This is a genomic window from Micromonospora sp. NPDC002296 (genome assembly GCF_040296145.1).
Taxonomy (GTDB): domain Bacteria; phylum Actinomycetota; class Actinomycetes; order Mycobacteriales; family Micromonosporaceae; genus Micromonospora.
This window is the reverse complement of record NZ_JBEOWQ010000010.1, coordinates 36447-48936: the sequence shown is the minus strand read 5'-3', so window position 1 is coordinate 48936 and position 12490 is coordinate 36447. Positions and strand designations below refer to the sequence as shown.

Annotated in this window: 16 protein-coding genes; 4 read left to right on the top strand and 12 right to left on the bottom strand. The window is 74.6% G+C overall.

The features are described from left to right. Nucleotides 1-52 precede the first annotated feature (52 nt). From ABT023_RS11145 to ABT023_RS11135, 3 genes are all read right to left on the bottom strand, one after another. Nucleotides 53-235, bottom strand: a complete 183-nt coding sequence (locus ABT023_RS11145) for a hypothetical protein (protein ID WP_350884118.1) — start codon at nt 233-235, stop codon at nt 53-55. A 98-nt stretch (nt 236-333) separates the two neighbouring features. Next, nucleotides 334-681 (bottom strand): thioredoxin, encoded by a 348-nt coding sequence (gene trxA / locus ABT023_RS11140; protein ID WP_350884116.1) that lies wholly within the window; start codon nt 679-681, stop codon nt 334-336. Continuing rightward, nucleotides 651-1043, bottom strand: a complete 393-nt coding sequence (locus ABT023_RS11135; protein ID WP_161689195.1) for a MerR family transcriptional regulator — start codon at nt 1041-1043, stop codon at nt 651-653. The genes trxA and ABT023_RS11135 overlap by 31 nt, the downstream gene beginning before the upstream one ends. Before the next feature lie 124 nt (nt 1044-1167). On the opposite strand from ABT023_RS11135, the gene ABT023_RS11130 reads away from it, so the two are divergent. Continuing rightward, nucleotides 1168-1851 (top strand): dienelactone hydrolase family protein, encoded by a 684-nt coding sequence (locus ABT023_RS11130; RefSeq protein ID WP_350884113.1) that lies wholly within the window; start codon nt 1168-1170, stop codon nt 1849-1851. A 1-nt stretch (nt 1852) separates the two neighbouring features. On the opposite strand, the gene ABT023_RS11125 is transcribed toward ABT023_RS11130, so the two are convergent. Continuing rightward, nucleotides 1853-3034 carry an AI-2E family transporter gene (locus ABT023_RS11125; protein ID WP_350884111.1) on the bottom strand — a complete coding sequence of 394 codons (1182 nt, stop codon included), beginning with the start codon at nt 3032-3034 and terminating at the stop codon, nt 1853-1855. Nucleotides 3035-3223: 189 nt separating this feature from the next. On the opposite strand from ABT023_RS11125, the gene ABT023_RS11120 reads away from it, so the two are divergent. The 3 genes from ABT023_RS11120 to ABT023_RS11110 all read left to right on the top strand — a co-directional run bounded on the left by ABT023_RS11120 (nt 3224) and on the right by ABT023_RS11110 (nt 5065). Then, complete coding sequence (locus ABT023_RS11120) at nt 3224-3409, top strand: antitoxin (RefSeq protein WP_350884109.1); 186 nt, start codon at nt 3224-3226, stop codon at nt 3407-3409. Nucleotides 3410-3600: 191 nt separating this feature from the next. After that, nucleotides 3601-4803, top strand: coding sequence for a cytochrome P450 (locus ABT023_RS11115; protein WP_350884107.1), 1203 nt, complete (start codon nt 3601-3603; stop codon nt 4801-4803). A gap of 16 nt (nt 4804-4819) precedes the next feature. After that, on the top strand, nt 4820-5065 hold the full coding sequence (locus ABT023_RS11110; RefSeq protein WP_350884105.1) for a ferredoxin: 246 nt from the start codon (nt 4820-4822) through the stop codon (nt 5063-5065). Nucleotides 5066-5222: 157 nt separating this feature from the next. Here the strand turns inward: ABT023_RS11110 and ABT023_RS11105 are convergent, their stop codons facing one another. The 8 genes from ABT023_RS11105 to ABT023_RS11070 form a co-directional block, all read right to left on the bottom strand. Next, nucleotides 5223-5888: a C39 family peptidase gene (locus ABT023_RS11105; RefSeq protein ID WP_350884104.1), complete on the bottom strand. Its 666-nt coding sequence runs from the start codon at nt 5886-5888 to the stop codon at nt 5223-5225. A gap of 230 nt (nt 5889-6118) precedes the next feature. Next, nucleotides 6119-6526: a pyridoxamine 5'-phosphate oxidase family protein gene (locus ABT023_RS11100; RefSeq protein ID WP_350884102.1), complete on the bottom strand. Its 408-nt coding sequence runs from the start codon at nt 6524-6526 to the stop codon at nt 6119-6121. 82 nt (nt 6527-6608) lie between these two features. Beyond that, on the bottom strand, nt 6609-6941 hold the full coding sequence (locus ABT023_RS11095; RefSeq protein ID WP_350884100.1) for a YkvA family protein: 333 nt from the start codon (nt 6939-6941) through the stop codon (nt 6609-6611). Nucleotides 6942-7058: 117 nt separating this feature from the next. Next, the gene (locus ABT023_RS11090) at nt 7059-7934 is read right to left on the bottom strand and encodes a hypothetical protein (RefSeq protein ID WP_350884098.1); all 876 of its coding nucleotides are present in this window, start codon (nt 7932-7934) and stop codon (nt 7059-7061) included. Nucleotides 7935-8190: 256 nt separating this feature from the next. Further along, on the bottom strand, nt 8191-8604 hold the full coding sequence (locus ABT023_RS11085; protein ID WP_350884096.1) for a hypothetical protein: 414 nt from the start codon (nt 8602-8604) through the stop codon (nt 8191-8193). Nucleotides 8605-8828: 224 nt separating this feature from the next. After that, nucleotides 8829-11189 carry an FtsX-like permease family protein gene (locus ABT023_RS11080; protein ID WP_350884093.1) on the bottom strand — a complete coding sequence of 787 codons (2361 nt, stop codon included), beginning with the start codon at nt 11187-11189 and terminating at the stop codon, nt 8829-8831. Then, on the bottom strand, nt 11186-11914 hold the full coding sequence (locus ABT023_RS11075; RefSeq protein WP_502890639.1) for an ABC transporter ATP-binding protein: 729 nt from the start codon (nt 11912-11914) through the stop codon (nt 11186-11188). Before ABT023_RS11075 ends, ABT023_RS11080 begins: the two co-directional genes overlap by 4 nt. Beyond that, nucleotides 11911-12435 (bottom strand): PadR family transcriptional regulator, encoded by a 525-nt coding sequence (locus ABT023_RS11070; RefSeq protein WP_350884091.1) that lies wholly within the window; start codon nt 12433-12435, stop codon nt 11911-11913. The genes ABT023_RS11075 and ABT023_RS11070 overlap by 4 nt, the downstream gene beginning before the upstream one ends. Between the last annotated feature and the right edge of the window lie 55 nt (nt 12436-12490).

Genomic DNA, 12490 nt, shown 5'->3' with positions numbered 1-12490 from the left:
GCTGGCGGGTCCCTGGCCGGGCGGGCGGCGCGCGCCCACCCGACCGGGAAGCTCAGAACTGTCGCCCGTTGGAGGGGCGGCCGGCCGCGTCGCGCGGGGAGACCGTCCGCGGGTCGTCGGAGGTGCGGGCCTGCGCCGCCTCGTCCGCCCAGTCCCGGCCGCGTTCGGCGTCCCGTTCCTGTCGTTCGTCCCGCTCGGCAGTCTGCTGCCTGGACCTGTCCTGCTGTCGGGCCATGACGATCCTCGCGATCCGTCGGGGCGCGGCTGCGCCGGTGCTGCGGTCACCCCGGGCCTTCCCGGCCGGCCGAAGCGCAAACGACGGCAGCGCCGCACTCACTGCTCCAGGTGGCGGGCGAAGCTCAGCCGCAGGTGGTTCTTCGGCCGGGCCCCGACGATCGAGCCGACCACCTCGCCGCGTTGGAACACCAGCAGGGTCGGCATCGACATCACCCCGTACGCCCGGGTGGTCGCCGGGTTCTCGTCCGTGTTGACGGTGACCACGCGCAGCCGGTCCCCGAACTCCACGGCCAGCTCGGCGAGGCTCCGCGAGACCGCCAGGCAGGGCGGGCACCACTCGGCCCAGAAGTCGACGACCACAGGCCGGTCGGCGGCCAGCACCGTCTCGGCGAACGTGGCGTCGGTGACGGCGGTCAGCGGGGGAGTCCCCGTTTCCTGAAGCATGTTTCCTCCCGGTACGCGATGGCCTGGGTGAGCTGGTCGTGCAACTGCCGCCGTACCGCGCCCAGCCGGTCGAGGTAGGCGTCCACCTCGGCGAGCTTGCGACGCAGCACGGCCACGGAGTCCGGGCAGACGTCGCCGGACGAGTGGCCGGCCCGCAGGCAGGCCACGAACGGCCGGATGTCGTCCAGGCCGAACCCCACGGCCAGCAGGGCGCGGATCTCGTGCACCACCCGCAGCTCCGCCTCGTCGTAGACGCGGTAGCCGTTGGCCGAGCGTTCGGGCCGGACCAGCCCCTGCGTCTCGTAGTACCGCAGCGTCCGGGTGCTCGTACCGGCGCGTTCCGCCAGTTCGCCGATCCGCATCCGACCCTCCTTCGCCCGCCCCTGTCCGCCACGCTAGACCTTGTCGCCGGTGTCAAGGCAACGACGAATTCCGGCCGCCGGGGTGGGTAACCGGGCGGGACGAGAAACGGGAAGGGGTGGGCGGATGGCGGCGCGAGGAAAGGCTGGTACGACGACCCGGGGCGGCGAGGTCACGATCCCGGTGGGGGACGCCGGGCTGCCGGCCGACGTGCTGGTCCCGGAAGGGGCGGCCGGGGTGGTGCTCTTCGCGCACGGCAGCGGCAGCTCGCGGCACAGCCCCCGGAACACGGCCGTCGCCGGGGTGCTGCGCGAGCGGACGCTCGGCACGGTGCTGGTCGACCTGCTCACCCCGGAGGAGGACCGGGTCGACGCCCGGACGGCCGAACTGCGTTTCGACATCGGGCTGCTCGCCGACCGCCTGGCCGCGATCGTGGACTGGATGGCCGGCGATCCGGCCCTGAGCCGGCTGCCGGTGGGCCTGTTCGGGGCGAGCACCGGAGCCGCCGCCGCACTGGTGGCCGCGGCGGCTCGGCCCGAGCGGGTCCGGGCGGTGGTGTCCCGGGGCGGCCGGCCCGACCTGGCCGGGCCCGCCCTGTCCCGGGTGCACGCCCCGACGCTGCTGCTGGTCGGCGGCCTCGACGAGCAGGTGATCACGTTGAACGAGGAGGCGGCGGCCGACCTCGGCGAGGTGGCCGAGCTGCGGGTGGTGCCCGGCGCGACCCACCTGTTCGAGGAACCGGGCACGCTGGAACAGGTCGCCGACGCGGCGGCGGACTGGTTCGCCGCCCACCTGCGCGCCGGGGCCTGACTCAGGCGGTGGTGGGTGGCCGCCCGGCGGCGTCCTGCCGGTGCCGCTGCACGGTGTCGATCACCCGGTACGCGACCGCGGTGATCGGCACCGAGACGAACGCCCCGGCGATCCCGGCGATCAGCGTGCCGGCCGTCACCGCCACCAGGATCACCGCCGGGTGCAGTTTGACCTGACGCTTCATCACCAGCGGCTCCAGCAGGTTCCCCTCGACCTGCTGCACGGTGATCACGGCGGCCAGGGCGAGCAGGGCGACGGTGGGCCCCTTGGCGGCGAGCGCCACCAGCACCGCCACGGCCCCGGCCACGGTGGCCCCGATGATCGGCACGAACCCGCCGAGGAAGGTGATCAGGGCCAGCGGCAGGGCGAGCGGCACCCGAAGCAGCACCAGGGCCACGCCGATCCCGATCGCGTCGATCGCCGCGATCAACATCGTCCCCCGGCTGTACGCCCCGAGCGTCCGCCAGCCCACCCGGCCGGCCTCGGCGGCGACCTCCCGGTTCGGCCCGGTCATCCGGCGCAGCACCCAGTGCCACATCGACCGGCCGTCCTTGAGCAGGAAGAACAGCAGCACCAGGGAGAGCAGGACCGAGCCGAGGAACTCGGTGGCCGTCCGGGCCCCGCCGACCGGGTCGGGGGCGCTGCCGCCCAGCCCGTCCCGGGCCTGCTGGATCAGCTTGTCGAGCTGGGAATCGGTGACCGGGAGCGTGGAGGTGACGAAGTCCCGGCTCCGCTGGAGGCCCTGGTCGAGTTCCTGGCTCAGCTCGCCGAACTGGCTCGCCGTCAGGTTCCACACCAGCACCCCGACGCCGACCAGGACGCCCAGCAGGAGCAGCACGGTGAGCAGGGCTGCCGGCGCCGCCGGCAGCCGGAGCCGGCGCAGCAGGAGCAGCACCGGATCGAGCAGTGCGGTCAGGAAGAAGGTCACGGCCAGCGCGATGGCCAGCGGCGCCAGCAGCACGGCGATCTTCCCGACCAGGTACAGCCCGGCGACGAACACCACCAGGCAGGCGCTCCACAGCACCGCCGAGCGGACCAGCCAGGGCAGCCCGGCCCACGCCTGCCGCGGTCCCGTCCCGGTCACCGGCGTGACCGTCCCGGCCAACGCCGGCCCCGGGCGCGCCGTGGGGTTCCCGTCGTCCGTCGTCCCCTCGGGCGTCCGCCCGGCACCGTCCTCGACCACGTCGGTCCTCCTCGGTCTCGGCGACGTCCCTACCCGTCCAGCGACTTCCCGACACCCCACCGTCCGCGCTCGGATCCCGCCGGTGCCGTCACCGACGGGGCGGCCTCCGGTCGGGTGCCCTCGGGCCGTGCCGGTTTGCGACCGGCGGCCCAGGGAAGGCCCTGCAAGGACCGATCTGAGGAGGAACGCATGAGCGACTTCATGGACAAGGCCAAGGACTTCGCCGACAAGCACGACAAGCAGGTCGACCAGGGCCTCGACAAGGCCGGCGACATGGGCGACCGGCGCACCGGAGGAAAGTACGACAAGCAGATCGACAAGGGTGTCGACATGGCCCAGCAGCGCACCGGCGAGGGCGACACCTCGCCGCGCTGACCCACGCAGGTCGCGGCCCGCGCGTCCGAGCGCGCGGGCCGCGACCTGCCGGGGGTACGAATCCACCCCGGCCACTGGCCGAGGATCGACCTCTCTCGCTACGATCCGCATTCGAGGCATGACTCACCGTGGAGTCGGCCCGGCGGTCGGACGGCCCGAAGGCGGGGCCGTGGAGGAGAGGAAGTCATCCGGTGGCCGACACATCCGATGCGACGATCGAGCGCTACCCGTTCAGCGATCCCGACCGGCTCGATCTCGACCCGCGTTACGCCCGGCTGCGCCGCGACGAGCCGCTGATCCGGGTGCGGCTGCCCTACGGGGAGCCGGCGTGGCTGGCCACCCGGCATGCCGACGTGCGTACGGTGCTCGGCGACGCCCGCTTCAGTCGGGCGGCGGCGGTCGGCCGGGACGAGCCGCGCAACACCCCCCGCCAGATCCAGGGCGGCATCCTGGCCATGGACCCGCCGGACCACACCCGGCTGCGTCGGCTCGTCGCCCGGGCCTTCACGGCGCGCCGGGTCGAGGAGCTGCGCCCCCGCACCCGGCAGGTCGCCGACGAGCTGGTCGACGGCCTGCTCGCCGCCGGGCCGCCGGCCGACCTGGTGGCCCATCTGGCCACCCCGCTGCCGATCCGGGTCATCTGCGACCTGCTCGGCGTCCCGGTCACCGACCAGGACAAGTTCCACACCTGGTCGGAGGCGATCGTCTCGACCACCTCGCTGAGCGTCGAGCAGGCCCAGCGGTACATCGACAACCTGTTCGCGTACATGGGCGGGTTGATCGCGCAGCGCCGCCAGGAGCCCACCGACGACCTGATCGGCGCGATGGTCCGGGCCCGCGACGCCGACGACCGGCTCAGCGAGGAGGAGGTGGTGCAGCTCGCCGCGGGGCTGCTCGCCGCCGGCCACGAGACCACCGTGACCCAGATCCCCAACTTCGTGTACGTGCTGCTGCACCATCCCGACGAGTGGGCCCGGCTGCGGGCGGACCGGAGCCTGGTGCCGCGCGCCATCGAGGAGCTGATGCGGTTCGTCCCGCTCGGCGCGACCGCCGCCTTCGCCCGATACGCGAAGGAGGACGTCGAGATCGGCGGGGTGCTGGTCCGCGCCGGTGAGCCGGTCGTCGTGTCGATCCCGTCGGCCAACCGCGACGAGACCGTCTTCCCGGACGCCGACCGGCTCGACCTGGGCCGGGAGGCGAACCCGCACATCGGCTTCGGGCACGGGGTGCACCACTGCGTGGGCGCCCAGCTCGCCCGGATGGAGCTACAGGTGGTGCTGGACGTCCTGCTCGACCGGACCCCGGAGCTGCGGTTGGCGGTGCCGGAGTCGGAGTTGCCCTGGAAGAGCGGCCTGTTGGTGCGCGGCCTGACCGCGATGCCGGTGGCCTGGTGACGGGAAGGAGGAGCAGATGAACGAGGAGGAGACGACCGGCTCCGGGTGGCGGTTGCAGGTGGACCCGACCCGGTGCATCGGCTCGGGAATCTGCGCCGGGACGGCGCCCGGGCACTTCACGTTGGTCGAGGGCCTGTCCCGCCCGTTGGCCGAGCAGGTGAGGCCCGCCCAGGAGGTGATCGACGCGGCCGACTCCTGCCCGATGGAGGCGATCGTGGTCTCCGACGTGGAGAGCCGCCGGCAGATCGCCCCCGGGCCCTGATCCGACGGGTACGGCATCCGCAATCCGGCAGCGCGGCCTTCTGGGGGCGGCCGGATTCCTGTCGGCGGGATGGCCGGCGGCCCGGCGGCCGGCTGCCGCGCGTACCCGAAAGGGCCGGCCCCCCGGGTGGGGACCGGCCCTCGTGGGTCGTGCCGGATCAGGAGCTGTAGCCGCGGCCCGCGATCCAGTTGGCCAGCTCGGCGACGTCCATCCAGTACTCCTGGACGGCCGGGTCCGCCGGGTCGGCGATCTTGATCGTGTTGCCGTCGTCCTTGTACTCCACCACGGTCAGGTAGTGGCCCGGGTAGCTGTGCTCCCGGCCCTCGGTGTCCACCGCGCCGCCGAGGATGTTGGCGACCACCGGCTCATCCGCGTCCACCGCAGCCTTCACGTCTGCCCGTAGCCGCTCGATCTGCTCCCTGGACGCGACGTCCGAGCTGATCTCGGTGGTCCTGTACCTGCCGTTGGTGTACTCGTTCAGCACCCGGGTGATGTCGATGGCGGAGTCGGTGCCGTTCTCGGTCGTGCCGAGCTTGGCGGCCAGTTCGTCCTGGCTGACGGTCCTGCCCTCGGCCGACAGGGCGATCCGGGCCGACGCCGGGCCGCAGTAGTAGAAGTTCGGCTGGGCCTGGTACTCGTAGCCGGCCCGGCGCTCGCTCCTGTCGTCCTTGGTGCTCTTGGTGGTCTTGGTGGTCTTGCCGACGCGGAGCGGCCCGGTCTCGGCCGGGGCCGCGTGCGCCGCCGGCGCGGGGCCGGCGATGGCACCACCGCTCATCAACAGACCGGCGACGGACAGCATGCTCTTGCGCAGAATCGTGTTCATGTCGAAGCTCCGTTCGGGGGTTGCCGCCACGGGGTTCCGGAGACGCAAGCACCGGGAAGGGCGCTCGCCTGACTCGCCGTCGGGGGGGGGCCACAACGCCCGGCCCTCGCCGGCAGTTCCGGGGGGCGTCCACCCCGTGAGGGGCGGTCCTGTTCGGTCGTACGGGGGGTTCAACGCGCTGCCGTTCGCCCCGATTCCGGCCCGAGCGGGCGGGTGAACCGGTCATCCGGTCACAGACTGCCCAGGATTCGGGTCACGGTGATCTCGATGACCACCCGGTGCGGATTGGGACGCGGGGTGCGGTAGCGCTCGGCGTACCGGCGTTCGGCCTCGACGACCGCCGCCGGGTCGGAGCGGACCACCGCCCGGCCCTCGACGGTCAGCCACCGTCGCCCGTCGACGTGACAGACCGCCACCGGGCTGCCGGCCGCACCGGCCGCCGCGACGTGCCGCGCCTTCGCGGACGTACCCGACGTGATCACCCGGGCCAGGCCGGCCTCCGGATCGAGGGTCACCCCGACCGGTACGACGTGCGGCGTCCCGTCGGCCCGCAGGGTGGTCAGGGTGGCCAGGTGCCGTTCCCGGCAGAACGCCGCGACCCGCTCGTCACGGATGCCCAACCGATGCCCGCCCGGCATGACACGCCCCTGTCCGAAGATCCGACCCCGATCATGACACTCCGCGGATCACGGCACGCCCTGTTGTCGGGCGGCGGCCGGTTCAGGGGACCGGGCGACGGGTCTCCTCGTCCCGGGGCTCCGGCCGGCCGGGCAGTCGCCGCTCGGCGGCGCGGTGCTGCTGGACGAGGCGGCCCAGGTAGATCAGGGCACCGGCGAGCACCCCGATGTCGTCCAGGTAGATCGGGTCGGGCAGCACGTCGATCGGGAAGACCGTGTAGGCCAGTGCGCCCCAGAAGGCGACCTTGCCTCCCACGCCCAGCGTGCCGAGCATCTTGCGGGTGCGTACCACCCGCACGGCGAGCAGGATGGCGCCGACCAGCGTCGCCACGACGACCAGGGCGGCGAGCGCCAGCAGCCAGTAGTGCTCGTTCATGCCGCCACGCTAGCCGAGATCACCAAGATCACGCTCGATCTGGGAAACAGGGGCATCAGCGCGGCCGGGAGGCCACTGTTTCCCGGATGGAGCGCGATCTTGGTCTGCCTGGTGCGGTCAGGCGGGGACGGTGGCGCGGCCCCGGGCGGTGACGCGTCCCCGGGCCACGACGGCGCGTCCCCGGGCCACAGTCGGCAGGTCGCGGGTGACGGTCGGCGTCTCGCGGACGAGCACCGGCATCTCGCGGGTCTGCTCGGCGACCGGCGGCCGCCCGTCGGTCACCCCGGGCAGCAGCGGCTGCTCCTGCTCGGCGGGCCCGGTGGCGGCGAACGCCTCCTCCCGGAGGCTGCGCGCGGCGAGGACGGCCTGCTCGGCGGCCCGCCAGGCGGTCTGTTCCCGTTCCCGGGCCGCCTGCTGCCGGGTGCGCAGATGGTCCCGCACCGCGCGGCGCAGCACCAGTTCCTGCTCGACCGGGTGCAGCCGGGGATCCCAACCGCCGCGGTGCGCGAAGACGTCGCTGAGCTGCTCCTCCGACAGATCCCGACGCCAGTACGCGTCCAGCGCGGCCCGGTGCAGGTAGCGCTCGCGGTCGGCGTACTCGGCGGGGGTGCGCTCGGTGTGCGGCTGGGGGAGGCCGGCGGCGGCGGCCAGCCGGCGGACGTCGGCCTCCGCGACCTCGCCCGCCTGCCAGATGGTCTCCATCTCCTCCTGGGCGGACAGCCACTCGGCCCGCAGCCGTTGGGCGGTGGCCGCCGCCCGCTCCGCCGCGGTCGCCATCTCCCCGGCGTAGCGGCGCCGTTCCCGGTCCTCCTCCGCCTGCTCCAGCAGGCTCGGCATGGCGGCCTCGCGGAAGCGCCCGCCGATCACGGAGCGGAACAGGCCCGGCCGGACGACCAGGGTGGTCACCGCGACGGCGACGACGCCGAGGAGGGCCAGCCAGATCGCGGCGGCCCGGGGCACGTCGAGCAGGACGGAGGAGAGTGCGGTCTGCATGGGGAGCACCTCGGGTGGGACGACGTGGACTGACGGTCGGGCCCGCTGTACGGGCGGTGGGCCGCGCGTGAACCGGTGCCGGACGGGGACCTCGCCGGGGTCGTCAGCGCTACGGGTGACGGCGGGCGTGGTCGTCAGCGGCGCGGGAGGGCGCGGCCGTCGGCGGACTCGCGGAGAGCGATGCGGTGCCGGGGCAGTGCCGGTGCGGCGCGGTGCAGCGCCGGGACGGCCCGGATCGGCGCCTGATCGGCCCGGGTCAGTGCCGGGGCGGGCCGCGCCGGACGACGGTGCCGCCGGTCGGGTCCACGGCGGGGCGGTCGACCGGGACGGTCGCCGTCGCGGTCGCCGCCGTCGCGGTCGCCGATCGCCGATCGCTGTCGGGGGCCGGCCGGGCGTGCGGGGCGGCCGGCTCGGTGCGCAGTTCTGCGGCCGGGCCGGACCCGGGGCGTAGCTCGGCCACCCGGCTGGTCACCACGGCGGGGCGGGCCAGCTCGGAGGCGGGGGCGGCGGCAGTCAGGGCGGACACCCCGCCGAGGCCGAACGCGAGGACCAGGGCGGTCAGCGCGAGGCGACCCAGCTCCCGGATGCGGCGCAGCGTCGCCCGCCACGACGGGTGTGCCCCGCGCAGCGTCACCGGCCGGGAGGGGCGGGCGAACGCTGGGGACTGCACCGCACCAACCTATCCCCGTTCCGGTCCATCCGCAGCCTCGGCCGAACGCCGTAGGGGTGAGGCGGGCCACGAACCGGCGCTGTGGACAGACGGACACCGCCGGAATCCGATGGCCGAGCGGCCGGCGGGCACATCGACGGAGCCGGCCGAGCGGCCGGCGGGCCCATCGACCGAGACGGTCCTGTCGACAGTGGCCCGCCGGCCCCTCGTGTCATCGGCCCAGCTCACTCGGCCCGCAGGCCGTCGGGGCGGGTCAGCCGCCAGAGCACCGGCAGGCTCGCGCCGGTGACCAGCAGCACCACCCCACCGCCGAGGCCGGCCCCCAGCGCGACGACCGGCCAGCTCACCGTGACCGGCGCACCGACCATGCGCAGCAGGACCGCCCCGAGACCCAGCCCGAACCCGACCGCGAGGACGAGACCGACCAGCACCGGCACGGCCGACTGCCAGAGCATTGACCAGCTCAGCGTGCTGCGCGGGGTGCCGACGGCGACCAGCATGGCCAGCAGGCGGCGGCGCTCCCGCAGTTGCTCCAGCACGCCGACCAGCATGCTCGTCCCGAGCAGCAGCAGGGTCACCACGAGGCCGACGGCCAGGCCGCGCTTGACGTTGACGTACTGCGTCGACTGGGTGACGTCGGTCAGCGTGCTGACCGTGGCGCGCAGGTCCACCTCGGCGGCGGCGTTTCGCACCCGTTCCAGCGCGTCCGGGTCGCTCGGATCGATGCTGACCAGCGCCTCCGCGCGCAGCCCCGTCCACCGGGAGGCGTCGGCCGCGCCGGGGGTGACCAGCAGGCCGCTCCGTACCCCGCCGACCGGGCCCGGCATCGCGGGAACCGTGCGGGTCCGGGCGGGCACCGTCCAGGGAATCTCGTTCGCGCCCACGGCCATCCGGGTTCCGGGGACGGGCATGGGGCCGAACTGCTCACCGGGCGGTCCCTCGGCGAGGAAGACGTCCCCGTCCGCGCATGAGCCGAGCCGGGCGAACTCGGCCAGCGCGGCGCAGTCGCCGATCCGCACCTCGGCGATCGGGCGCGCGTCCGTGCCGGGCTTCCGCTCCCCGATCGCCGCCGTGGCCAGCGTTCCCACGCTGCTGGTGACGCCGGGGGCGGCGGCGAGCCGGGTCAGCGCGGCCCCGGGGTCGGGCAGGTCGGCGAACCAGACGTACGCCTGGGCCCGCGAGGTGTCCTGGCCGGTACGCGTCGTGAACCGGTCCTCCACGCCGGCGACCAGCATCTGTAGGCCGATGCTGCCGGCCACTGCCACGGCGACGCCGTTGACCAGGCGGGCGGAGGTGGCGCTGTCCAGTTGCAACCGGCGCACCGCGAGCTGCCACGGGACCGGGCCGCCGCGCAGCCGTCCCACCACCAGGTCGATCAGCCAGGGCAGCAGGGTGACCGTGCCGATCAGCACCAGCACCGCGCCGGCCGCCACCTGGTAGTCGTCGCTGCCGGCGGTGCGCTCGCCGACGCCGGTCAGCGGGTACAGCAGCGCCAGGCCGGCGGCCGGCAAGAGCAGTCGCCACCACAGGCGGCGGCGGGCGGTCGTCCCCTGGCGGCTCACCCCGAGGGGTTCGACCACCACCCGGCGCTGGGCGACGAGCGCCACCAGTACCGCGAGCACCGGGACCAGGACCGTCACCGCCGCCACCAGCGGCAGGGACGGGCGCAGGTCCGACGCGTACACGCTGACGTTCTGGAGGGTGAGCAGCGGGGCGAGCTGGCGGCCGGCGGCGAAGAGCGCGCCGCCGACGGCGAGGCCGAGCACCGCGCCGGCCGCCGCCTCCCCGGCGGCGATCCGCCGGATCATCCCGGCGTCTGCGCCGAGCAGGCGTAGGGCGGCCAGCCGGCGGTCCCGGCGGTCGCCGCCGAAGCGGACCGCCGCGCCGACGAAGACCACGACCGGCAGCAGCAGCACCACGAAGGCGACCACGACGAGGACCATCAGGACGGGTGAGAACTCCTCGCTGGGCGGCCCGCCGCCGAAGCGGTCGATCCGCTGCGCCCGGTCCCCGATCAGGGTGTCGCTACCGAGGTAGAAGGCCAGCTCGTGTGGGCCGGTGAGGCCCTGCGCCCCGATGGTGCCGGTGACCCGGGCGCCGCCGAGCCGGGGCGCGAACAGCGGGCCGTCGGGCGAGTCGATCAACTCCCGCAGGGCCGGGGAGACGACCACCTCGCCGGCCGCCGGCAGTCGGGGCACCCCCGGCGGCAGCGGTGCGGCCGGCCCCTCGGGTCGGATGATCCGGCCGCGCACCGGCCGCTCCCGGAACTCGGTGTAGACGGGTGCCACCAGCAGTGTGTTCGCCGCCGCGGCCAACTCCGGGCGGCCTGCCCCGTCCTCCCGGGCGTCGTCCCGCGCCGCCCGCGCGTCGAGGGCTCCCGGCACCGCAGCGGCGAGCAGCAGCATGGCGACCCCGACCCCGACCCCGAGCGCGGTCAGCGCGGCCCGGGTCCACCCGTCCCGGCCGCCCGTGACGGCCATCCGAGCACCCATCAACAGGTCAGCCAGCGCCCCGCGCAACCGGCCGGCCGCACGTCCCGGCGTCTCCGCGCGGGTCACGTCGTCCGGCGTCCGTGGCCCGGTCATGCCGCCCGCTCCAGGTTGCGGGTCCGGCCGTCCCGGACCACGACCTCCCGATCTGAGTACGCGGCCACCCGCGCCTCGTGGGTCACCAGCACCACGGCCGCGCCGGTCTCCCGGGCCGCCCCGGTGAGCAGGCGCATCACCCGCTCCCCGTTGAGCGAGTCGAGCGCGCCGGTCGGCTCGTCGGCGAAGACCACCCGGGGGACGGTCACCAGCGCCCGGGCCACCGCGACCCGCTGGCCCTGCCCGCCCGAGACCTCGCCGGGCCGCTTGCCGGCCACCTCGGCGACCTCCAGCCGACCGAGCCAGTCGGTGGCCCGCCGCTCGGCCTCACGCCGGGCGACCCGTGCCAGCCGCAGCGGCAGGGCAACGTTCTCCAGGCAGGTCAGCTCGGGCACGAGCTGGCCGAACTGGAACACGAAGCCGAACTGCCCCCGGCGCAGGGCGCTGCGCTCCCGGTCGGACATGGCGGTCAGGTCCGCGCCCCGGAAGGCCACCCGGCCGGAGTCGGGCCGGACGATGCCGGCGAGGCAGTGCAGCAGGGTCGACTTGCCGGAGCCGGACGGCCCCATCACCGCCACCACCTCACCGGCCCGTACGGCCAGCGACGCCCCGACCAGCGCCGGCGTCTGGCCGAAGGCGTGGTGCAGGTCCTCGGCGGCCAGCAGCTCCGCTTCGGTCGGGCCCTGCCCGGTCACCGCCCCGCCGGGGGCGGTCGCCGCGCTCACCGCCGCACCGTCGTGGTCAGCTCGTCCAGCCGGGCGGAGGTCAGCTCCAGCCAGCGAAGGTCGGCTTCCAGGTGGAACAGGGCGTGATCGCAGATGAGCTGGTCGGCGAGGTCCCCGTGGGTCTTGCGCTGGGTCAGCTCGCGCATCAGCCGCAGGTGCTCGGCGCGCTGGGTGTCCAGCAGGTCGGCGGCGGAGCGGCCGGTCAGCAGCGCCAGCACCACCTTGGTGTAGAGGGTGCTGTGCAGGTACGGCTCCGGCTTCTCCGGCTGGGACAGCCAGCGCCGCACGTCGGTGACCCCGGCCTCGGTGATCGCGTACCGCTTGCGTTCCGGGCCCTCGCCGGCCTCGACCGAGTCGACCTCGACGAGGCCGTTGCGCAGCAGCCGGGACAGGGTGGCGTATACCTGGCCGAAGTGCAGCGGACGGGCGTGGCCGAACCGTTCGTCGTAGGCGCGTTTCAGGTCGTAGCCGTGGCGAGGGCTGGCCTCGAGGAGCCCGAGAATGGTCTGACCGATTGACATGGCGCGACTATACACACCAGGTATACGCTCGATGTATAGGCAGGCCGCAAAAGGC